Below are 19,639 nucleotides of genomic sequence, written 5' to 3'. Positions count from 1 at the left end.
GCATGGCGGCGCCCGCCCGGGCACCGCCGCGCGGCCTTCCGACACGCCTGCGCGGCACCCGGGCCCGCGCCGCGGCATCGAAACGCGACGCAACGCCGGCCCCGGCCGCCCGCGCCGCGTACAATAGTGGACTTTTGCACGTCCCCACCCGCCTTATGTCCTCGCCCACCCTGTACGAATTCTTCGCCCCCTGCCCGCGCGGCCTCGAAGCGGCGCTTGCCGCCGAGCTGGCCGAAATCGCCGGCCGCCACCTGAACGGCGCGCCGTTCACCGCGGGCGCGCAGGTGCCGGGCGGCGTCCACTTCAGCGGCGGCTGGGCCGCCGGCATGGCCGCGAACCTCCATTCGCGGATCGCGAGCCGGGTCCTGCTGAAGATCGCCCACCGCGCGTACCGCAACGAGCAGGACGTCTACGCGCTCGCGCTCGAGCAGCCGTGGGAGCGCTGGTTCGCGGCGACGCAGACGCTGCGCGTCGACATCACCGCGATCAAGTCGCCGCTGAAGAGCCTCGAATTCGCGACGTTGCGCGTGAAGGACGCAATCTGCGACCGGATGCGCGACAAGACCGGCGCGCGCCCGAGCATCGACACCGGTGCGCCGGACGTGCGCGTGTTCGCGTTCCTGACGGCGGGCGAATGCACGCTGTACCTCGACACGTCGGGCGAGCCGCTGTTCAAGCGCGGCTGGCGTCTCGACAAGGGCGCGGCGCCGCTGCGCGAAAACCTCGCGGCCGGCATCCTGCGCCTGACGGGCTGGACGCCCGGCACGGCGCTGTACGACCCGATGTGCGGCAGCGGCACGTTCCTCGCGGAAGCCGCGCAGATCGCGCTCGGCGTGGCGCCGGGCGTCGAGCGCCGGTTCGGCTTCGAGAAACTCAAGCAATACGACATCACCGCGTGGCAGGGGCTGAAGGTCCCGGCGCTGGACGCGAAGCGCGCGGCGCGCGGCAAGCGCGGCGAAGCGCTCGGCGTATACGGCAGCGACATTTCGGGCGACATGCTCGAGAAGGCGCGCGCGAACCTCGAGCGTGCAGGCGTGCCGTCGGTATGGCTCAAGCAGGTCGACGCGCGCGGGATGACGCCGCCGTGCGACGGCCCGGGCATCCTCCTCGCGAACCCGCCGTACGGCGAGCGGATCGAAGTGCGCGGCCGCAGCGCGCGCGGCGAGGTGCGCGAGACGGGCCGCAACCGCGGCAACGACGACGCATTCCGCCGCACCCACACCGACGCACCGGACAGCGAGTTCTTCAACGCGCTCGGCGACGCGCTGAAGCAGCGCTTCACGGGCTGGCAGGCATTCCTGCTGACGTCCGACCGTTCGCTGCCGGGCCAGTTGCGGTTGCGCGAATCGGCGAAGACGCCGCTGTTCAACGGCGCGCTCGAATGCCGGCTGTTCCGCTTCGACCTGATCGCCGGCAGCGTGAAGGCGCGCCCGGCCGCGCCGGAAGGCGACGCGTAGTCCGCCTCATGATCGCGATGGGGCCGCTTGCGCGGCCCCTCTGCGGCAACCGGAGCGCCGCCGTTACCGCACCCGCGGCAACGGCGGCGTTTCGTTTCAGTGCTTCGAACACTCCCAGCGCCCCATCGTGAACGGCAGCGCCTGCCCCGTCTCGAGCAGCGTCTTGAGACTCGACAACACGACCGGCCACCCGCCGCGAATCCCGCGATCCATCTCCGAGCCCGGCACCAGCCCGTCGTGCGTGACGGTCAGCTTCACGACACCCTCGTGCGGCTCGACGACGTAGCTCACGCGCGATTCCCCGCTCTCCCCCGACGGCGTGCGCCACGTGACGACCAGCCGGTGCGGCGGATCGTTCTCGACCACTTCGCCGACGATGTCGACCCGCGCCGGATCGTCGTAGTCCTGATGTTCCCAACGCGAGCCCGGCCGCCAGTCTGGCGACGCGTTGCGGTGCCGCACCCAGTAGTCCTTCGTCAGCTCGGCGTTGGTGAGCGCATCGAACACACGCTCGGGCGTCGATGCAATGAACGTCACGTACACAAAGGCGGGATTACTCATCGTTGTCTCCAGAATCGCCGGCCGCTTCGAGCCCGCGCTTGAGGTCCGCCAGCGCCTGAAGGCGCTGACGCTCGAACTTGCCGATCCAGCGTTCCGCGATGTCGTGGATCGGCACCGGATTCAGGTAATGCAGCTTCTCCCTGCCGCGCCACGTCGTCGCGACGAGATTCGCGGCCTCGAGCAGCGCGAGATGCTTGCTCACGGCCTGCCGGCTCATCGCGAGCCCGTCGCACAACTCGGACAGGGTCTGTCCGCTCTTCGCGTACAGCAAATCAAGCAACTGGCGGCGCGTGGCATCGGCCAGCGCCCTGAAAACGAGATCCATGCCGCTCCCGGGTCAATGAGCTTATTATGCAACCAAATGGTTGCATGTCAAGGGTGACAACTCTACTGACAATACGGTGTCAGCAGCCCGCGATCACACTGCAATCCCGGCGCAATGCAACGCTGGTTTCCGCACGGAACCCGAATAACAACGCAACTAGGAGCGCGTCATGACATCCGCAACGGCCACTGCCACCCCCACCCTGGAGCGCGCGATCGCGTGGTTCGACATTCCGTCCCTCGATTTCGACCGGGCGATCCGCTTTTACGAAACCGTGCTGCAGACGACGCTCCAGCGAGAAGTCATCGGCGGCGTGCCGATGGCCACGTTCGACCGCGACGCATCGAGCACGGGCGGCAGCATCGTGTTCGATCCGCAGCAGCTCAAGCCGAGCGCGAACGGCGTGCTCGTCTACCTGAACGCCGGCGAATCGGTCGTCGCGGCGCTCGAACGCGCGAAGCGCGCGGGCGGCGTCGTGCAGGGCTCGGTCGTCGAGCTGCCGAACAACTACGGCTACGTCGGCTACCTGATCGACACCGAAGGCAACCGCGTCGGCCTGCACGCGCCGAAATGCCACTGAGCACGGCGGCCGTCGCGCCCGCGCGGCGCTATCATCGCGAAGTCCCCACCGCCGTTGGAATCGAGGTGCCGTCATGACGCGCCGTGCCGACCGCCTGTTCCAGATCGCCGAGCTCTTGCGCGGGCGTCGTCTCACGACCGCGCAGCAGCTGGCCGACTGGTTGTCGGTGTCGCCGCGCACGGTCTATCGCGACGTGCGCGACCTGCAGCTGTCAGGGGTCCCGATCGAAGGCGAAGCCGGCATCGGCTACCGGCTGAACCGCAACGCGAGCCTGCCGCCGCTCACGTTCACGGCCGAGGAACTCGCCGCGCTCGCCACCGGCGCACGCATGCTCGAAACCTGGGGCGGTGCGCGCTTCGCGAGCGGCGCGCGTTCGGCGCTCGCGAAGATCGCGTCGGCGATGCCGGCCGACAAGCGCACGGCGCTCGACCGCCTGCCGGTGTTCGCGCCGTCGTTCCACGTCGACGAGACGTTTTGCGCGAAGGTCGACGCAATCCACCAGGCCATCGACACGCGCCACGTCGTCAGCTTCGACTACCGCGACCGGCTCGGCGCGCATTCGCAACGTCGCGTGTGGCCGCTCGGGCTCGTCTACTGGGGCGGGCGCTGGACGATCGGCGCGTGGTGCGAGCTGCGCGGCGATTTCCGTACCTTCGACATCGCGCGGATGGGCGACGTCATCGTGCACGAGCAGTTTCCGGACATGGAAGGGCGGCGGATCGCCGACTACCTGCGGATCGCCGAAGCGCCGATGCGCTGACGCGGTACGACGGCGTGCGCGCCGCGCACCGCCGCCGTTCATGTTCCGGGCCGCCGTGCGGCGCCCGGCCCACCCCTCCCTACCCGCCGAACACCACGGTCCGCTTCGTCCGCTCGTCGACGTGCAGCGAGAACACATCGGGGCGCGCGTAATGCCCGACCACGTCGAAGTCGTAGCGCGCCCGCACGAGTTCATCGGTATCGATGCGCGCGGCCACGAGCCCGGCTTCGCCGATCAGCGGCTGCGTCAGCAGGTCGCCGAGCGGCCCGACGATCACGCTGCCGCCGCGGATCAGCGGCCGCTCCGGATCCCAGCCCGGCACGTCGATGCCGAGCGCGCGCGGCGACGGCTGCACCTGGCACGCGCTGACGACGAAGCAGCGCCCTTCGTGCGCGATATGCCGCATCGAGCTCTGCCAGACGTCGCGCTCGTCGACGGTCGGCGCGCACCAGATCTGCACGCCCTTCGCGTACATCGCGCAGCGCAGCAACGGCATGTGGTTCTCCCAGCAGATCGCGGCGCCTGCACGGCCCGCAGCCGTGTCGACGACGGGCAGCGTCGAGCCGTCGCCCTGCCCCCAGATCAAGCGCTCGGTGCCGGTCGGCATCAGCTTGCGGTGCTTCGCGACGAGCCCGTCGCGCGGATCGAAGAACAGCGCCGTGCAGTACAGCGTGCTGCCGCCGCGCTCGATCACGCCGACCACGAGGCTCGCCCCCGTGCGCTGCGACAGCGCGGCCAGTTCGTCGGTTTCCGGCCCCGGCACGTCGATCGCCTGCGCGACGTAGCGCGCATACGCGTCGCGGCCTTCGGGCAGCCGGTAGCCGAGCCGCGTGCCGAAGATCTCGCCTTTCGGATAGCCGCCGAGCACGGCCTCGGGCAGCACGACGAGCGACGCGCCGCTGTCGCGGATCGCGGTTTCGTAGTCGAGGATCGTGTCGAGCGTGGCGCGCGTGCCGGCGGGCGATGCGCCGATCTGCAGCGCGGCGATGACTGAGGTGGACATGGAGGCGTCTCCGGTGAATGGGGTAACGCCATCTTTATCGATATGATGTCATCGATCAAATCGATAGAACGACAAGTGTCATGAATACGGATGATATCGCCAGCCTCGACCTGAACCTGCTGAAAGTGTTCGAGGCGCTGTACGAGGAAGGCGGCGCGAGCCGCGCGGCGCTGCGGCTCGGCCTCACGCAGTCGGCGGTGAGCGCGGCGCTGGCGCGGCTGCGCGTGATCTATGCCGATCCGCTGTTCGTGCGCACCGGCCGCGGGCTCGCGCCGACGCCACGCGCGGACGAACTGAAGCCGATCCTGTCCGACGCCCTCGACCGTTGCCGCGAAAGTCTCGCGATCGCGGCCGACGGCGGCGACCGTATCGGCCGCACGATCTCGATCGGGCTGTCGGACGACTTCGAGATCGCGCTCGGCCGCGCGCTGATCGACGCCGTCGCGCGGGAAGCCGCCGGCATCCGGCTGATCTTCCGGCAGACGCACAGCGGCATCGCCGGCGACGCGCTGCTGCGTCACGGTGTGGACCTCGCGATCGCGTCGGGCGGCTTCTCGGCGAACGGGCTCAGCCGGCGCGCGGTCGCGACGGGCGGCTACGCGTGCCTGATCGATCCGGCCGCCCGCGAGCGGGCGCCGCGCGCGCTGACGCTCGCCGATTTCCTGCGGCGCGACCACCTGCTCGTATCGTCGGGTGGCGTGATCGGGATCGTCGACGAGGCGCTGGCCACGCTCGGCCACAAACGGCGCGTCGCGGCATCGACCACGCATTTCGCCGCGCTGCCGTACCTGCTCGCCGGCTCCGATGCCGTGGCGACGATTCCCGCGCACGCGGCGCGCGTGATCGCGCAATCCACGCCGCTGCGCGCGCTCGCATGCCCGCTCGACTTGCCGCGCTACCCGGTCGAAATCGGCTGGCGCACGAGCACGCAGCGCGATCCGGCGATCGTGCGCGTACGCGACACGATTGCCGCGTGCGTCGCACATCTCGTCGCGCCATGAAAAAAACCCGGTCACGCCGGCCATGAATCGAAGCAGGCAGCCGCATGGCCGGCGCGTGCGTCACTCGACCGATTTCACCATGTCCTCGATGACCTTCTTCGCATCGCCGAACACCATCATCGTCTTGTCCATGTAGAAGAGATCGTTGTCGAGCCCCGCGTAGCCGGCCGCCATCGAGCGCTTGTTCACGATCACCGTGCGCGCCTTGTACGCCTCGATGATCGGCATCCCCGCGATCGGCGACGCCGGGTCGTTCTTCGCGGCCGGATTCACGACATCGTTCGCGCCGAGCACGAGCGCGACGTCGACCTGGCCGAATTCGCCGTTGATGTCCTCCATCTCGTGCACGATCTCGTACGGCACTTCCGCTTCCGCGAGCAGCACGTTCATGTGCCCCGGCATCCGCCCCGCGACCGGATGAATCGCGTACTTCACGTCGATGCCCTTCTCGATCAGCTTGTCGGTCAGCTCCTTCAGCGCGTGCTGCGCACGGGCCACGGCCAGCCCGTAGCCCGGCACGATCACGACCGTTTCCGCGTTGCCGAGCATGAACGACGCGTCTTCAGCCGAGCCCGACTTCACCGGCCGCTGCTCCTTCGCACCTGCCGCGCCACCCGCCGCCGCGTCGCCACCGAAACCGCCGAGGATCACGTTGAAGAACGACCGGTTCATCGCGTGGCACATGATGTACGACAGGATCGCGCCCGACGATCCGACGAGGGAGCCGGCGATGATCAGCATCGCGTTGTTCAGCGAGAAGCCGATGCCGGCCGCCGCCCACCCGGAGTACGAATTCAGCATCGACACGACCACCGGCATGTCCGCGCCGCCGATCGGGATGATGATCAGCACGCCGAGCGCGAACGCGATCGCCGTCATGATGATGAACGGCAGCCACGACTGCGTGATGAAGAACAGGATGCCGAAGCCGAGCATCGCGAGCGCGAGCATCAGGTTGAGCAGGTGCTGGCCCGCATACACGACCGGCGCGCCCTGGAACAGCCGGAACCGGAACTTGCCCGACAGCTTTCCGAACGCGATCACCGAACCGGAGAACGTGATCGCGCCGACGACCGAGCCGACGAACAGCTCGACGCGGTTGCCGTACGGGATGAAATTCGACGACACGGCGTCCTGCGGCACGAGCCCGAACGCTTCCGGCTCAGACACCACCGCATACGCGATGCACACGGCCGCGAGACCGATCAGCGAGTGCATCGCCGCGACGAGCTCCGGCATCTTCGTCATCTCGACGCGCGCGGCGACGAACGCGCCCACGCCGCCGCCGACGATCAGCGCGCCGAGCACCAGCGCGATGCCGAGCGGCAGGTTCGCGCCGAGCCACGCGGCCTGCCTGACGATCAGCGCGAGCGTCGTGAGGATCGCGATGGCCATCCCGGCCATCCCGAACAGGTTGCCGCGCCGCGCGCTCTTCGGGTTCGACAGGCCTTTCAGCGCCTGGATGAAGCACACCGACGCGACGAGGTACAGCAGCGTGACGACGTTCATGCTCATCGCGCGCCCTCCTTGCCGTCCCCGGCCTGCCTGGGCGCCTTCTTGCGGAACATCTCGAGCATGCGCCTCGTCACGAGGAAGCCACCGAACACGTTGACGGCCGCAAGGGCGACCGCGAGCGTGCCGAATACCTTGCCGGTCGTGCCGACGGTCAACGCCGCCGCCAGCATCGCGCCGACGATGACGATCGCCGAGATCGCATTGGTCACGGCCATCAGCGGCGTATGCAGCGCCGGCGTGACGTTCCATACCACGTGATAGCCGACGTACACGGCCAGCACGAAGATGATCACGTTGATCACCGTGTGATTGATGACTTCCATGGCCGCCTCCTCCCCCGGTTACTTGCGCACGACTTCGCCGTCACGGCACAGGAGCGTCGCGGCGACGATGTCGTCGGTCAGGTCGATGTTCAGCGTGCCGTCCTTCGTGACGATCAGCTTCATGAAGTCGAGCAGGTTGCGTGCATACAGCGCCGACGCATCCGCTGCGACCATCGACGCGAGATTCGTGTAGCCCGCGATCGTCACGCCGCCGTGCACGATCACCTGGTCGGCAACCGTCAACGGGCAATTGCCGCTCTTGCGCCCGTCGAATTCCGGGCCGCGGCCGGCCGCCAGATCGACGAGCACCGAGCCCGGCTTCATCGACTGCACGGTTTCGACCGAAATCAAGGTCGGCGCGGGGCGCCCGGGAATCAGCGCGGTGGTGATCACGATGTCGGCCTGCTTCGCGCGCTCGTGCACGAGCGCGGCCTGACGGCCGAGCCACGACGGCGGCATCGGGCGCGCGTAGCCGCCCACCCCCTGCGCCGCCTCGCGCTCGTCGTCGGTTTCATACGGGACGTCGACGAATTTCGCGCCGAGCGACTCGATCTGCTCCTTCACGGCCGGCCGCACGTCGGACGCCTCGATCACCGCGCCGAGGCGCTTCGCGGTCGCGATCGCCTGCAGGCCCGCGACGCCCGCGCCGAGAATCAGCACGCGCGCGGCCTTCACGGTGCCCGCGGCCGTCATCAGCATCGGAAAAAAGCGCGGATACAGCGCCGCAGCCACCAGCACGGCCTTGTAGCCCGCGATGTTCGCCTGCGACGACAGCACGTCGAGACTCTGCGCACGCGTCGTGCGCGGCGCGGCTTCGAGCGCGAAGCCCGTCACGCCGGCCGCGGCGAGCGTCGCCGCCTGCTCGCCGTTGAACGGCTCGAGCATGCCGACCAGCACGGAGCCGCGCTTGAGCAACGGCAGTTCCGCGTCCGTCGGCGCCTGGACCTTCAACACGATGTCGGCATCGAAAGCGGCCGCCTGGCCGGTCAGGTTGGCCCCGGCGGCCGCATAGGCCTCGTCGGGATAACTCGCTGCGATGCCGGCCCCTTTCGCGATACTGACCCGATGCCCGGCCGCCGCGTATTTCTTCACGGTTTCCGGCGTCGCAGCCACACGCGCCTCGTTCGCCCGCGTTTCAGCGGGCACGCCAATATGCATCGTCGGCCCCTCCAGTCATTGTCGGTATTTCGCTTCTGACGACGTCTGCTGCACGACCGGCCGGGCAGGCTCACTACCGGCTCACGAGCAACGGCACCCACTCTCACTTTAGGCGAAAGCGAGGGCCGTACCGGCAGGCGCCGCACGGTCGCGCCAGACAGTGATGCCGGCCCGTCCGGTGTCGCCGCGTATCGGCACGACAAACGAATTGAAAGGGTCTGATTCGTTTAGCGTAGCGACCGGCAGCGTTCGGGCGCAACCGGTAAAATGCCGAACCATGAAACCCGAAATCTGGACCCCGCATGTGACGGTCGCCGCGCTCGTCGAGCACGCCGGCCGCTTTCTCATGATCGAGGAAGAAACCTCGTCGGGCCTGCGCATCAACCAGCCGGCAGGCCATCTCGAAGCCGGCGAAACGCTGGCCGACGCCGTGATCCGAGAAACGCTCGAGGAAACCGCGCACCCGTTCACGCCCGATGCACTCGTCGGCGTCTATCTCGCGCACTACGACCGCCCCGGCACCGCCGGCGCGACCTACCTGCGCTTCACGTTCTGCGGCACGGCCGGCGAGCCGATCGCGGGCCATGCGCTCGACGACGGCATCGTCCGCACGCTGTGGATGACCGCCGACGAACTGCGCGCGTGCGGCGAGCGCCATCGCTCGCCGGCGGTGATGCGCTGCGTCGACGATTACCTCGCCGGGCGGCGCATTCCGCTCGATTTCGTGCACACGCATTCGGTCGCGCCGCGCCCCGAATCATTCGAACGTCAGGCGGTCAGCAAATGAGCAAGCGCCGTGTAGTGGTGGGCATGTCGGGCGGCGTCGATTCGTCGGTGACCGCGTGGCTGCTGAAGGAACAGGGTTACGACGTGGTCGGCCTGTTCATGAAGAACTGGGAAGACGACGACGACGGCGAATACTGCTCGACGCGCCAGGACTGGATCGACGTCGTGTCGGTGGCCGACCTGATCGGCATCGACGTGGAAGCGGTCAACTTCGCCGCCGAATACAAGGACCGCGTGTTCGCCGAATTCCTGCGCGAATACTCGGCCGGCCGCACGCCGAACCCCGACGTGCTGTGCAACGCCGAAATCAAGTTCAAGGCATTCCTCGATCACGCGATGTCGCTCGACGCGGAAATGATCGCGACCGGCCACTACGCGCGCGTGCGCGAGCGTGATGGGCGTTTCGAACTGCTGAAGGCCTTCGATCATACGAAAGACCAGTCGTACTTCCTGCATCGGCTGAACCAGGCGCAACTGTCGAAGTCGATGTTCCCGCTCGGCGAGATCCCGAAGACGAAGGTGCGCGAGATCGCCGCCCAAATCGGGCTGCCGAACGCGAAGAAGAAGGATTCGACCGGCATCTGCTTCATCGGTGAACGGCCGTTCCGCGATTTCCTGAACCGCTATCTGCCGACGAAACCCGGCCCGATGAAGACGCCGGACGGCAAGGTCGTCGGCGAGCACATCGGTCTCGCGTTCTACACGTTCGGCCAGCGCAAGGGCATCGGCCTCGGAGGCAGCAAGAGCGGCAACGGCGATCCGTGGTTCGTCGCCGCGAAGGACATCGCGTCCAACACGCTGTACGTCGTGCAGGGGCACGATCACCCGTGGCTGCTGGCGCGCGAGCTGGTCGCCGGCAACGTGAGCTGGGTCGCCGGGGAGCCGCCGGCCGAAGGCTTCACGTGCGGCGCGAAGACCCGCTACCGGCAGGCCGACGCGGCGTGCGCATTCGGCGCCGCCACGCCGGGCCCGGCAGGCGAAGCGCGCTTCTCGCTCGCGTTCGACGACGCGCAGTGGGCCATCACGCCCGGCCAGTCCGCCGTGCTGTACGACGGCGAGATCTGCCTCGGCGGCGGGATCATCGAATCCGCGGCCGCCAGCCAGCCCGCCCCGGCGGACGGCCCCGCGCGGGCGCTCGCCGAAGCACGCTGACACCTATTCGGTTTAGACTTGCGGCACGCCGCGCCCGGCAGAACACGATTCCGCCGCGGCCGGCACGCCGCCGCGCAGCGCACGCATGGCGGTATTTCAAGATTCTTACGGAGTCCCCATGCTTTCACGACGCTATCTGGCGATGTGGTTTGCGGTCCTGCTGCTCGTCGCTGCGGCCGCGCTCGCCTCGATCCACGCGCTTTCCTGGTTCTGGGTCATCATTCCCTTCGCCCTCGTCGTGCTCGGCCTGTACGACCTGAGGCAGGACCGCCACGCGATCCTGCGCAACTACCCGCTCTGGGGCCACTTCCGCTTCCTGTTCGAATTCATCCGACCTGAAATCCGCCAGTATTTCGTCGAGGACGACACCGACGAGAAGCCGTTCTCGCGCGCGCAGCGCAGCCTCGTCTACCAGCGCGCGAAGAACGTCGCCGACAATCGCCCGTACGGCACCGAGCTGAACGTGAAGGCCGTCGCGCACGAATGGATCAGCCACTCGCTCGCGCCGACGAAACTGCCGAACCACGATTTCCGCGTCCGCGTCGGCGCGAATCGCGCGCAGCCGTACGACATTTCGATCTTCAATATCTCGGCGATGAGCTTCGGCTCGCTGTCCGCGAACGCGATCCGCTCGCTGAACCTCGGCGCGAAGAAAGGCGGGTTCGCGCACGACACGGGCGAAGGCTCGCTGTCGAAGTACCACCGCGAAAACGGTGGCGACATCATCTGGGAAATCGCGTCCGGCTACTTCGGCTGCCGCAATGACGACGGCACCTTCAACCCCGACAGGTTCGCGAAGCAGGCCGCCGATCCGCAGGTCAAGATGATCGAGGTGAAGCTGTCGCAGGGCGCGAAGCCCGGCCACGGCGGCGTGCTGCCGGCCGCGAAGATCACGCCGGAAATCGCCGAGACGCGCGGCGTGCCGATGGGCAAGGACTGCATCTCGCCCGCGACGCATTCGGAGTTCTCGACGCCGCGCGGGCTGCTCGAATTCGTCGAACGGCTGCGCACGCTGTCGGGCGGCAAGCCGACCGGCTTCAAGCTGTGCGTCGGCCATCCGTGGGAATTCTTCGGGATCGCGAAGGCGATGCTCGAGACCGGCATCGTGCCGGACTTCATCGTCGTCGACGGCGCGGAAGGCGGCACGGGCGCGGCGCCGCTCGAATTCACCGACCACGTCGGCGTGCCCCTGCAGGAAGGATTGCTGCTCGTGCACAACACGCTCGTGGGGATCGGCGTGCGCGATCGCGTGAAGATCGGCGCGAGCGGCAAGATCATCAGCGCGTTCGACGTCGCCCGCACGCTCGCGATCGGCGCGGACTGGGTGAACTCGGCGCGCGGCTTCATGTTCGCGGTCGGCTGCATCCAGGCGCAGACCTGCCACACGGGCCGTTGCCCGACCGGCGTCGCGACGCAGGACCCGGTGCGCCAGCGCGCGCTCGTCGTGCCCGACAAGGCCGACCGCGTGTACAACTTCCACCGCAATACGCTGCACGCGCTGCAGGAGCTCGTGCAGGCAGCCGGCCTCGCGCATCCGTCGGAGCTGCGTGCGCATCACATCGTGCAGCGCATCGCGCCGCACGAGGTCCGGCTGATGTCGCAGTTGCTGAAGTACCTGAAGCCGGGCGCGCTGCTCGACGGCAACACGTGCGGCTTTACGCTGTACGACAAGTGGTGGCCGATTGCGCGCAGCGATTCGTTCACGCTCGGCGAGGCCGTGTACGCGTCGATCGAATGACGCGGGCGACCTCCCCCACCACGGGGAGGCCCGGCAAAAAGAAAAGCGCCCCGCGGGGCGCTTTTCTTTTGTCTGCCGAATCCGTCAACGCGCGAATGCGTCGCGTGCGGCTCAGTTCTGCGGCAGCGTGTCGGCGAACGACGGCCGCTGCAGCAGCTTCGCGAAGTGCTTGTCAAGGTTCGGATGGCGATCGCGCCAGTTGACCTCGGGCATCCGGAAGTCGAGATAGCCGAGCGCGCAGCCGAGTGCGATGTCCGCGAGCGAGTAATGATTACCGACGCACCACGTCTTGCCGCCGAGACCCTGCGACATCGCGACGAGACCGTCGTCGATCTTGCGCTGCTGGCGCGCGATCCAGCTCGCGCTGCGCTGCGCCTCGTCGCGCATCGTGTGTTCGAGACGAATCGCGACCGCCGCGTCGAGCACGCCGTCGCCCAGCGCTTCCCAGCACCGCACCTCGAGACGCTCGCGGCCCGACGGCGGAATCAGCTTGCCGACCGGCGACAGCGTATCGACGTATTCGCAGATCACGCGGGAATCGAACACCGCGGCACCATCTTCCATCACGAGGCACGGGACCTTGCCGAGCGGATTCGACGCATGAATATCCGTCTCCGGCGCCCACACGTTCTCGAGCTCCAGCTTGTAGTCGATCTTCTTTTCAGCCAGCACGATCCGCGCCTTGCGGACGTACGGGCTGCTGAGCGAACCGATTAATTTCATCATCTGCCTTTTTAAGGGAACCGCCGAGAGTATACGTTGTCGCCGATCATAACCGGCCAGCGTCGCGCGACAGAAAATCGCCCGGATGGCCTGTGGATGGTTTGCAACAACCGCCGCGCGGCCCTTCCAGGGCCGCTTCCCGCCCCCTCTCTCACGCACGGCGTCCCGCGGCGCTACAATCGCACGAATGAACGCGCCCCTCGATACCGCCATCGCCGTCGACGTCTACCGCCAGCGCCGTGAACGCGTGCTTGCCGCACTGCGTGCCGCCGGCGGCGGCGTCGCCATCGTCCCCACCGCGCCCGAAGTGCCGCGCAACCGCGATACGGACTATCCGTACCGGTTCGACAGCTACTTTCACTACCTGACGGGCTTCGGCGAGCCGGATGCCGTCCTCGTGCTGAACGCGGCCGCGCCGCACGGCGCGCCGGAGTCGATCCTGTTCTGCCGCGGCAAGAATGCCGACCGCGAAATCTGGGAAGGCTTCCATTACGGGCCCGAAGCCGCGCGCGACGCGTTCGGCTTCGACGCGGCGTTCGCGGTCGACGTGATCGACACCGAGATGCCGCGCCTGCTCGCCGACGCGGGCACCGTGCACTACCGGTTCGGCGCATCGGCCGACTTCGACCGCCAGCTCGCGGGCTGGATCGACGCGGTGCGCACGCTGGCGCGCACCGGCGTCGCCGCGCCGGACGCGATGCTCGACCTCACGCCGCTGCTCGACGACATGCGGCTCGTGAAGGACGAGCACGAGCTCGCGATCATGATGCGCGCCGCGCACATCTCCGCGCTCGCGCACCGCCGTGCGATGCAGGCGTGCCGCCCCGGTATCCGCGAATACGAACTCGAGGCCGAGCTGCTGTATGTATTCCGCAAGCATGGCGCGCAGTCGCCCGCGTACGGCTCGATCGTCGCGGCCGGTGCGAACGCGTGCGTGCTGCACTACCCGGCCGGCAACGCGGTCGCGAAAGATGGCGACCTGATCCTGATCGACGCCGCGTGCGAACTCGACGGCTACGCGTCGGACATCACGCGCACGTTCCCGGCCAACGGGCGCTTCTCGCCCGCGCAGCGCACGCTGTACGACATCGTGCTCGCCGCGCAGCAGGCCGCGATCGACGCGACCCGCGCCGGCGTGCCGTTCGAGGCGCCGCACGACGCCGCCGTGCGCGTGCTCGCGCAGGGGCTGCTCGACACCGGCATCATCCCGAAAACGCGCTTCTCGAACGTCGACGACGTGATCGCCGAGCGCGCCTACGCGCGCTTCTACATGCACCGCACCGGCCACTGGATCGGCATGGACGTGCACGATTGCGGCGACTACCGCGAGCGGCTCGCCGAGCGTGACGCCAACGGCGCGCTGCCTTGGCGCACGCTGAAAACCGGCATGACGCTGACGATCGAACCGGGCCTGTACGTGCGCGCCGCCGACGACGTGCCGCCCGAGTACTGGAACATCGGCATCCGCATCGAGGACGACGCGATCGTTCGCGAGCACGGCTGCGAGCTGATCACGCGCGGCGTGCCCGTCGCGGCGGACGAGATCGAAGCGCTGATGCGCGCGGGCGCATGACCGGCTATCGCCGACCGTTACCTCCGTTTCACGAATCAAGATGACGACCGCATCCTCCCCGGCCACGCCGGCCTATGACCTCGCCATCGTCGGCGCGGGCCCCGTCGGGCTCGCGCTCGCCGGCTGGCTCGCGCGCCGCAGCGCGACGCAGCGCGCATCGATCGCCCTGATCGATGCACGTGAACCGGCCGCGAGTGCGAACGACCCGCGCGCGATCGCCGTGTCGCACGGCAGCCGCGTGCTGCTCGACACCCTCGCGTGGCCCGCCGACGCGACGCCGATCGAACACATCCACGTCTCGCAGCGCGGCCACTTCGGCCGCACGCTGATCGACCGAGACGAGCACGACCTCGCCGCGCTCGGCTATGTCGTGCGCTACGGCTCGCTCATGCAGGCGCTCGCGGGCGCCGTGCGCGGCACGCGCGTCGACTGGCTCACGTCGACCACCGCGCGCGCGCCGCAGCAGGACGCCGACGGCGTCACGCTGACGCTCGACGGCCCGCAAGGCGAGCGCACGCTGCGCGCACGCATCGCCATCAACGCCGAAGGCGGGCTGTTCCACGAACAGCAGGCCGATACGGCCAAGCATCGCCGCGACTACGGGCAGACCGCGCTCGTCGGTACGGTCACCGTATCGGCGCCGCGCCCGAACGTCGCGTGGGAACGCTTCACGCACGAAGGCCCGCTCGCGCTGCTGCCGCTCGGCGGGCCGCGCCAGGCCGAGTACGCGCTCGTCTGGTGCTGCGCGCCCGACGAAGCCGCGCGCCGTGCCGCGCTGCCCGACGACGCGTTCCTGCGCGAACTCGGCGCCGCGTTCGGCGAACGCATGGGCGCGTTCGTCGCGATCGCGGGCCGCGCGTCGTTCCCGCTCGGCCTGAACGCCGCGCAGACGCTCGTCAACGGCCGCGTCGCGATCGTCGGCAATGCCGCCCAAACCCTGCACCCCGTCGCCGGCCAGGGGCTCAACCTCGGGCTGCGCGATGCGCATACGCTCGTCGATACGCTGTCCGCGCAAGGCTTCGAAGCCACCGCGCTCGCCACCTTCAACGCGCGGCGCGCCCTCGACCGGCGCCTCACGATCGGCGCGACCGACACGCTGGCTCGCCTGTTCACGATCGACTCGGGCCCGCTCCCGCTCCCGCTGCTGCGCGGCGCCGCGCTCACCGCGCTCGAGTTCGTGCCGCCGCTCAAGAAGGTGATCGCGCGCCAGATGATGTTCGGCCAGCGCAACTGACGCGCGGCGCACACAGTCGCGCCACTCAAACCGGGTCAAATCGGCGGGGCATGGGAATACGGTAAAATGCGCGTTTCCGTCTGCCCCTTCCCTGCCCGCGCCCGCCGCAGGCGGTGCCATTGCGATGCCCGTTATCGGCCCTCACGTATTGCGTAACAACCTGTTCGTCGCCCCGATGGCCGGCGTCACGGATCGTCCGTTCCGCCAGCTCTGCAAGCGGCTGGGAGCCGGTTACGCCGTGTCCGAGATGGTCGCGTCCAATGCGCAGCTGTGGAAAAGCGCGAAGACGATGCGGCGCGCGAACCACGAAGGCGAGGTCGAGCCGATTGCGGTCCAGATCGCCGGCGCCGATCCGGCGATGATGGCCGAAGCGGCCCGCTACAACGTCGACAACGGCGCGCAGATCATCGACATCAACATGGGCTGCCCGGCGAAGAAGGTCTGCAACGTCGCGGCCGGCTCCGCGCTGCTGCAGAACGAGCCGCTCGTGCAGCGCATCGTCGAGGCCGTCGTCGCGGCCGTCGGCACGGGGCCCGATGCGGTGCCCGTCACGCTGAAGATCCGCACGGGCTGGGATCGCGAGCACAAGAACGCGATCACGGTCGCGCGCCTGGCCGAAGCCGCCGGCATCTCGATGCTCACCGTGCACGGCCGCACGCGCGCCGACCTGTACCGCGGCGACGCCGAATACGAAACCATCGCGGCCGTGAAGGCGGCGGTGCGGATTCCGGTGGTCGCGAACGGCGACATCACGTCGCCCGCGAAGGCGAAGGCCGTGCTCGACGCAACCGGCGCCGACGCACTGATGATCGGTCGCGCCGCGCAAGGTCGGCCGTGGCTGTTCCGCGAAATCGACCATTTCCTGCAAACCGGCGAGCTGCTGCCCCCGCCGCGGATCGACGAGATCCAGCACGTAATGAACGAACACCTGGAAGACCACTACGCTTTCTATGGTGAATTCACGGGAGTCCGTACTGCGCGCAAGCACATCGGCTGGTACACTCGCGGCCTTTCCGGTGCCAACGGGTTCCGGCACAGGATGAACACGCTCGATTCCACCCGCGAGCAGCTCGCCGCCGTCAATGCATTCTTCGAGGCGCAAAAGGCGCTGTCGGACCACCTCGTCTACGTCGATGACGAAGAGGAAAACGGCCAGGGCGAGTCGGACGACCATAACCAGTTAGCAGCATGAGCAAGCACAACATCGAACAATGTGTCCGCGAGAGCCTGGACGTGTATTTCCGGGATCTAGACGGCTCCAATCCGCACGACGTCTATGAAATGGTGATGTCCTGCGTCGAAAAGCCGATGCTCGAGGTCGTGCTCGTACAGGCAGGCGGCAACCAGTCGCTCGCCGCCGAGTACCTCGGCATCAATCGCAATACGCTGCGCAAGAAACTGCAGCAGCACGGCCTGCTGTAGGCGGCCGTCCCGTCCCCATTTCCCTGGCTATTGGTGGTTCCATCATGATCAAGCAAGCGCTCATTTCCGTTTCCGACAAGACCGGCATCGTCGACTTCGCGAAGTCGCTGTCCGACCTCGGCGTCAAGCTGCTGTCGACGGGCGGCACCGCGAAACTGCTCGCCGACGCGGGCCTGCCCGTTACCGAAGTGGCTGATTACACGGGCTTCCCGGAAATGCTCGATGGGCGCGTGAAGACGCTCCACCCGAAGGTGCACGGCGGCATCCTGGCTCGCCGCGACCTGCCCGAGCACATGCAGGCGCTGGAACAGCACGGCATCCCGACGATCGACCTGCTCGTCGTGAACCTGTACCCGTTCGTCGCGACGATCGCGAAGGACGACTGCACGCTCGCCGACGCGATCGAGAACATCGACATCGGCGGCCCGACGATGCTGCGCTCGGCCGCGAAGAACCACCGCGACGTGACGGTCGTCGTCGATCCGGCCGATTACGCGGTCGTGCTCGATGAAATGAAGGCGAACGGCAATGCGGTCGGCTATGCGACCAACTTCCGCCTCGCGACGAAGGTGTTCGCGCACACCGCGCAATACGACGGCGCGATCACGAACTACCTGACGAGCCTGACCGACGAGCTGAAGCACGCATCGCGCAGCGCGTACCCGGCGACGCTGAACATGGCGTTCGACAAGGTGCAGGACCTGCGCTACGGCGAGAACCCGCACCAGAGCGCCGCGTTCTACCGCGACCTCGCGACGCCGGCCGGCGCGCTGGCGAACTACCGCCAGCTGCAGGGCAAGGAACTGTCGTACAACAACATCGCCGATTCGGACGCGGCGTGGGAATGCGTGAAGACGTTCGACGCGCCGGCCTGCGTGATCATCAAGCATGCGAACCCGTGCGGCGTCGCGGTCGGCAACGATTCGGCCGACGCGTACGCGAAGGCGTTCCAGACGGATCCGACGTCGGCCTTCGGCGGCATCATCGCGTTCAATCGCGAAGTCGACGAAGCGGCCGCGCAAGCGGTTGCGAAGCAGTTCGTCGAAGTGCTGATCGCTCCGTCGTTCTCCGACGCCGCGAAGCAGGTGTTCGCCGCGAAGCAGAACGTGCGCCTGCTCGAAATCGCGCTGGGCGACGGCCATAACGCGTTCGACCTGAAGCGCGTGGGCGGCGGCCTGCTCGTGCAGTCGCTCGACTCGAAGAATGTGCAGCCGCACGAGCTGCGCGTCGTCACGAAGCGCCACCCGACGCCGAAGGAAATGGACGACCTGCTGTTCGCCTGGCGCGTCGCGAAGTACGTGAAGTCGAACGCGATCGTGTTCTGCGGCAACGGCATGACGCTCGGCGTCGGCGCAGGCCAGATGAGCCGTGTCGATTCCGCGCGCATCGCGAGCATCAAGGCACAGAACGCGGGCCTGACGCTGGCCGGTTCGGCTGTGGCATCGGATGCGTTCTTCCCGTTCCGCGACGGCCTCGACGTCGTCGTGGCGGCCGGCGCGACCTGCGTGATCCAGCCGGGCGGCTCGATGCGCGATGACGAAGTGATCGCGGCAGCCGACGAGCACAACATCGCGATGATCCTGACGGGCGTACGCCACTTCCGTCACTGATCGCACGCGGCCCGCGCGGCCGCTGCACGACAACCCGGCGGCATCGCACCCGCCGGGTTTTTTATTGCGCGGCGCCCTCGTACGCGGCCGTGCGGCCAGCGCACCGCACCATTCGTTGTAGTATCGCTGCATCAGGCTTTTCTCCCTACCCATGCGAATTCTCGGCATCGACCCCGGCCTGCGCGTCACCGGCTTCGGCATCATCGACGTCAGCGGCCACCGGCTCGCGTATGTTGCGAGCGGCGTGATCCGCACGCCGACCGCCGACCTGGCCACCCGGCTCGGCACGATCTTCCAGGGCGTATCGACCATCGTGCGCGAGCACGCGCCCGACCAGGCCGCGATCGAAAAAGTGTTCGTCAACGTGAACCCGCAGTCGACGCTGCTGCTCGGCCAGGCGCGTGGCGCCGCGATCTGCGGCCTCGTCGCGGGCGGCCTGCCCGTGGCCGAATACACGGCGCTGCAGCTCAAGCAGGCGGTGGTCGGCTACGGCCGCGCGACCAAGACGCAGATGCAGGAAATGGTCACGCGGCTGCTCAACCTCTCCGGACAACCGGGCTCCGACGCGGCCGACGCGCTCGGCATGGCGATCTGCCACGCGCACGGCGGCAACACGCTCAGCGCGCTCGGCGGCCTCGCGCCCGCGCTCGCGAAGAAAGGGCTGCGCGTGCGGCGCGGGCGGTTGGTCGGCTGACACCGGCGCGCCCTCACGCGGCAC

General features: G+C 68.2%; 20 protein-coding genes. 13 read left to right on the top strand and 7 right to left on the bottom strand.

The annotated features are described in order from the left end of the window. Window positions 1-155: 155 nt before the first annotated feature. A complete protein-coding gene (locus LGN17_RS04935; RefSeq protein ID WP_226195380.1) occupies window positions 156-1,457 on the top strand; it encodes a THUMP domain-containing class I SAM-dependent RNA methyltransferase in 1,302 nt (433 codons plus the stop codon). Window positions 1,458-1,553: 96 nt separating this feature from the next. Here LGN17_RS04935 and LGN17_RS04930 read toward each other — a convergent pair whose 3' ends face one another. Further along, window positions 1,554-2,018: an SRPBCC family protein gene (locus LGN17_RS04930; RefSeq protein WP_226195379.1), complete on the bottom strand. Its 465-nt coding sequence runs from the start codon at window positions 2,016-2,018 to the stop codon at window positions 1,554-1,556. Then, the gene (locus tag LGN17_RS04925) at window positions 2,011-2,343 is read right to left on the bottom strand and encodes an ArsR/SmtB family transcription factor (RefSeq protein ID WP_175971320.1); all 333 of its coding nucleotides are present in this window, start codon (window positions 2,341-2,343) and stop codon (window positions 2,011-2,013) included. Before LGN17_RS04925 ends, LGN17_RS04930 begins: the two co-directional genes overlap by 8 nt. Window positions 2,344-2,512: 169 nt before the next feature. On the opposite strand from LGN17_RS04925, the gene LGN17_RS04920 reads away from it, so the two are divergent. Together LGN17_RS04920 and LGN17_RS04915 are read left to right on the top strand one after the other, a co-directional pair. Beyond that, window positions 2,513-2,923, top strand: coding sequence for a VOC family protein (locus tag LGN17_RS04920; RefSeq protein WP_226195378.1), 411 nt, complete (start codon window positions 2,513-2,515; stop codon window positions 2,921-2,923). 73 nt (window positions 2,924-2,996) lie between these two features. Continuing rightward, window positions 2,997-3,683 carry a helix-turn-helix transcriptional regulator gene (locus LGN17_RS04915; RefSeq protein ID WP_226195377.1) on the top strand — a complete coding sequence of 229 codons (687 nt, stop codon included), beginning with the start codon at window positions 2,997-2,999 and terminating at the stop codon, window positions 3,681-3,683. Between the two features lie 79 nt (window positions 3,684-3,762). Here the strand turns inward: LGN17_RS04915 and LGN17_RS04910 are convergent, their stop codons facing one another. Next, window positions 3,763-4,686: a carbon-nitrogen hydrolase family protein gene (locus LGN17_RS04910; RefSeq protein WP_226195376.1), complete on the bottom strand. Its 924-nt coding sequence runs from the start codon at window positions 4,684-4,686 to the stop codon at window positions 3,763-3,765. An 80-nt stretch (window positions 4,687-4,766) separates the two neighbouring features. On the opposite strand from LGN17_RS04910, the gene LGN17_RS04905 reads away from it, so the two are divergent. Then, the gene (locus LGN17_RS04905; RefSeq protein ID WP_226195375.1) at window positions 4,767-5,687 is read left to right on the top strand and encodes a LysR family transcriptional regulator; all 921 of its coding nucleotides are present in this window, start codon (window positions 4,767-4,769) and stop codon (window positions 5,685-5,687) included. 60 nt (window positions 5,688-5,747) lie between these two features. Here the strand turns inward: LGN17_RS04905 and LGN17_RS04900 are convergent, their stop codons facing one another. Genes LGN17_RS04900 through LGN17_RS04890 form a run of 3 tightly spaced genes read right to left on the bottom strand, consistent with a single transcriptional unit; the run spans window position 5,748 to window position 8,683 of the window. Then, a complete protein-coding gene (locus LGN17_RS04900; protein WP_226195374.1) occupies window positions 5,748-7,202 on the bottom strand; it encodes an NAD(P)(+) transhydrogenase (Re/Si-specific) subunit beta in 1,455 nt (484 codons plus the stop codon). Then, a complete protein-coding gene (locus LGN17_RS04895) occupies window positions 7,199-7,525 on the bottom strand; it encodes an NAD(P) transhydrogenase subunit alpha (RefSeq protein WP_226195373.1) in 327 nt (108 codons plus the stop codon). Before LGN17_RS04895 ends, LGN17_RS04900 begins: the two co-directional genes overlap by 4 nt. An 18-nt stretch (window positions 7,526-7,543) precedes the next feature. Then, a complete protein-coding gene (locus LGN17_RS04890) occupies window positions 7,544-8,683 on the bottom strand; it encodes a Re/Si-specific NAD(P)(+) transhydrogenase subunit alpha (protein WP_226195372.1) in 1,140 nt (379 codons plus the stop codon). 277 nt (window positions 8,684-8,960) lie between these two features. Between LGN17_RS04890 and LGN17_RS04885 the strand changes: the two genes are divergently transcribed. From LGN17_RS04885 to LGN17_RS04875, 3 genes are all read left to right on the top strand, one after another. Then, a complete protein-coding gene (locus LGN17_RS04885; protein ID WP_226195371.1) occupies window positions 8,961-9,470 on the top strand; it encodes an NUDIX hydrolase in 510 nt (169 codons plus the stop codon). Beyond that, on the top strand, window positions 9,467-10,621 hold the full coding sequence (gene mnmA / locus LGN17_RS04880) for a tRNA 2-thiouridine(34) synthase MnmA (RefSeq protein ID WP_226195370.1): 1,155 nt from the start codon (window positions 9,467-9,469) through the stop codon (window positions 10,619-10,621). The genes LGN17_RS04885 and mnmA overlap by 4 nt, the downstream gene beginning before the upstream one ends. Before the next feature lie 118 nt (window positions 10,622-10,739). Then, a complete protein-coding gene (locus LGN17_RS04875; RefSeq protein WP_226195369.1) occupies window positions 10,740-12,359 on the top strand; it encodes an FMN-binding glutamate synthase family protein in 1,620 nt (539 codons plus the stop codon). Between the two features lie 111 nt (window positions 12,360-12,470). Here LGN17_RS04875 and LGN17_RS04870 read toward each other — a convergent pair whose 3' ends face one another. Then, the gene (locus LGN17_RS04870) at window positions 12,471-13,085 is read right to left on the bottom strand and encodes a glutathione S-transferase family protein (RefSeq protein ID WP_226195368.1); all 615 of its coding nucleotides are present in this window, start codon (window positions 13,083-13,085) and stop codon (window positions 12,471-12,473) included. 184 nt (window positions 13,086-13,269) lie between these two features. Here LGN17_RS04870 and LGN17_RS04865 point away from each other — a divergent pair, with 184 nt between their 5' ends. The 6 genes from LGN17_RS04865 (at window position 13,270) to ruvC (ending at window position 19,615) form a co-directional block, all read left to right on the top strand. Continuing rightward, window positions 13,270-14,655: an aminopeptidase P N-terminal domain-containing protein gene (locus tag LGN17_RS04865; protein ID WP_226195367.1), complete on the top strand. Its 1,386-nt coding sequence runs from the start codon at window positions 13,270-13,272 to the stop codon at window positions 14,653-14,655. 40 nt (window positions 14,656-14,695) lie between these two features. Next, window positions 14,696-15,889, top strand: coding sequence for a UbiH/UbiF/VisC/COQ6 family ubiquinone biosynthesis hydroxylase (locus tag LGN17_RS04860; RefSeq protein ID WP_226195366.1), 1,194 nt, complete (start codon window positions 14,696-14,698; stop codon window positions 15,887-15,889). A gap of 124 nt (window positions 15,890-16,013) precedes the next feature. Continuing rightward, window positions 16,014-17,081: a tRNA dihydrouridine synthase DusB gene (dusB, locus tag LGN17_RS04855; RefSeq protein WP_085041740.1), complete on the top strand. Its 1,068-nt coding sequence runs from the start codon at window positions 16,014-16,016 to the stop codon at window positions 17,079-17,081. After that, window positions 17,078-17,311 carry a Fis family transcriptional regulator gene (locus LGN17_RS04850; RefSeq protein WP_006476892.1) on the top strand — a complete coding sequence of 78 codons (234 nt, stop codon included), beginning with the start codon at window positions 17,078-17,080 and terminating at the stop codon, window positions 17,309-17,311. The genes dusB and LGN17_RS04850 overlap by 4 nt, the downstream gene beginning before the upstream one ends. Before the next feature lie 44 nt (window positions 17,312-17,355). Continuing rightward, window positions 17,356-18,921: a bifunctional phosphoribosylaminoimidazolecarboxamide formyltransferase/IMP cyclohydrolase gene (gene purH / locus LGN17_RS04845; RefSeq protein WP_175955731.1), complete on the top strand. Its 1,566-nt coding sequence runs from the start codon at window positions 17,356-17,358 to the stop codon at window positions 18,919-18,921. Between the two features lie 151 nt (window positions 18,922-19,072). Next, window positions 19,073-19,615 (top strand): crossover junction endodeoxyribonuclease RuvC, encoded by a 543-nt coding sequence (gene ruvC / locus LGN17_RS04840; protein ID WP_175971331.1) that lies wholly within the window; start codon window positions 19,073-19,075, stop codon window positions 19,613-19,615. Window positions 19,616-19,639 lie beyond the last annotated feature (24 nt).

It is taken from the genome of Burkholderia sp. AU30280 (genome assembly GCF_020420125.1).
Classification (GTDB): Bacteria; Pseudomonadota; Gammaproteobacteria; order Burkholderiales; family Burkholderiaceae; genus Burkholderia.
The sequence above is the reverse complement of the archived record's forward strand: the minus strand, read 5'-3'. Positions and strand labels throughout refer to the sequence as shown.

Excerpts from the sequence above, each read along its gene's own strand:
- LGN17_RS04935 (WP_226195380.1), top strand. The coding sequence starts at position 156 with ATGTCCTCGCCCACCCTGTACGAATTCTTCGCCCCCTGCCCGCGCGGC.
- LGN17_RS04930 (WP_226195379.1), bottom strand. The coding sequence starts at position 2,018 with ATGAGTAATCCCGCCTTTGTGTACGTGACGTTCATTGCATCGACGCCC.
- LGN17_RS04925 (WP_175971320.1), bottom strand. The coding sequence starts at position 2,343 with ATGGATCTCGTTTTCAGGGCGCTGGCCGATGCCACGCGCCGCCAGTTG.
- LGN17_RS04920 (WP_226195378.1), top strand. The coding sequence starts at position 2,513 with ATGACATCCGCAACGGCCACTGCCACCCCCACCCTGGAGCGCGCGATC.
- LGN17_RS04915 (WP_226195377.1), top strand. The coding sequence starts at position 2,997 with ATGACGCGCCGTGCCGACCGCCTGTTCCAGATCGCCGAGCTCTTGCGC.
- LGN17_RS04910 (WP_226195376.1), bottom strand. The coding sequence starts at position 4,686 with ATGTCCACCTCAGTCATCGCCGCGCTGCAGATCGGCGCATCGCCCGCC.
- LGN17_RS04905 (WP_226195375.1), top strand. The coding sequence starts at position 4,767 with ATGAATACGGATGATATCGCCAGCCTCGACCTGAACCTGCTGAAAGTG.
- LGN17_RS04900 (WP_226195374.1), bottom strand. The coding sequence starts at position 7,202 with ATGAGCATGAACGTCGTCACGCTGCTGTACCTCGTCGCGTCGGTGTGC.
- LGN17_RS04895 (WP_226195373.1), bottom strand. The coding sequence starts at position 7,525 with ATGGAAGTCATCAATCACACGGTGATCAACGTGATCATCTTCGTGCTG.
- LGN17_RS04890 (WP_226195372.1), bottom strand. The coding sequence starts at position 8,683 with ATGCATATTGGCGTGCCCGCTGAAACGCGGGCGAACGAGGCGCGTGTG.
- LGN17_RS04885 (WP_226195371.1), top strand. The coding sequence starts at position 8,961 with ATGAAACCCGAAATCTGGACCCCGCATGTGACGGTCGCCGCGCTCGTC.
- mnmA (WP_226195370.1), top strand. The coding sequence starts at position 9,467 with ATGAGCAAGCGCCGTGTAGTGGTGGGCATGTCGGGCGGCGTCGATTCG.
- LGN17_RS04875 (WP_226195369.1), top strand. The coding sequence starts at position 10,740 with ATGCTTTCACGACGCTATCTGGCGATGTGGTTTGCGGTCCTGCTGCTC.
- LGN17_RS04870 (WP_226195368.1), bottom strand. The coding sequence starts at position 13,085 with ATGATGAAATTAATCGGTTCGCTCAGCAGCCCGTACGTCCGCAAGGCG.
- LGN17_RS04865 (WP_226195367.1), top strand. The coding sequence starts at position 13,270 with ATGAACGCGCCCCTCGATACCGCCATCGCCGTCGACGTCTACCGCCAG.
- LGN17_RS04860 (WP_226195366.1), top strand. The coding sequence starts at position 14,696 with ATGACGACCGCATCCTCCCCGGCCACGCCGGCCTATGACCTCGCCATC.
- dusB (WP_085041740.1), top strand. The coding sequence starts at position 16,014 with ATGCCCGTTATCGGCCCTCACGTATTGCGTAACAACCTGTTCGTCGCC.
- LGN17_RS04850 (WP_006476892.1), top strand. The coding sequence starts at position 17,078 with ATGAGCAAGCACAACATCGAACAATGTGTCCGCGAGAGCCTGGACGTG.
- purH (WP_175955731.1), top strand. The coding sequence starts at position 17,356 with ATGATCAAGCAAGCGCTCATTTCCGTTTCCGACAAGACCGGCATCGTC.
- ruvC (WP_175971331.1), top strand. The coding sequence starts at position 19,073 with ATGCGAATTCTCGGCATCGACCCCGGCCTGCGCGTCACCGGCTTCGGC.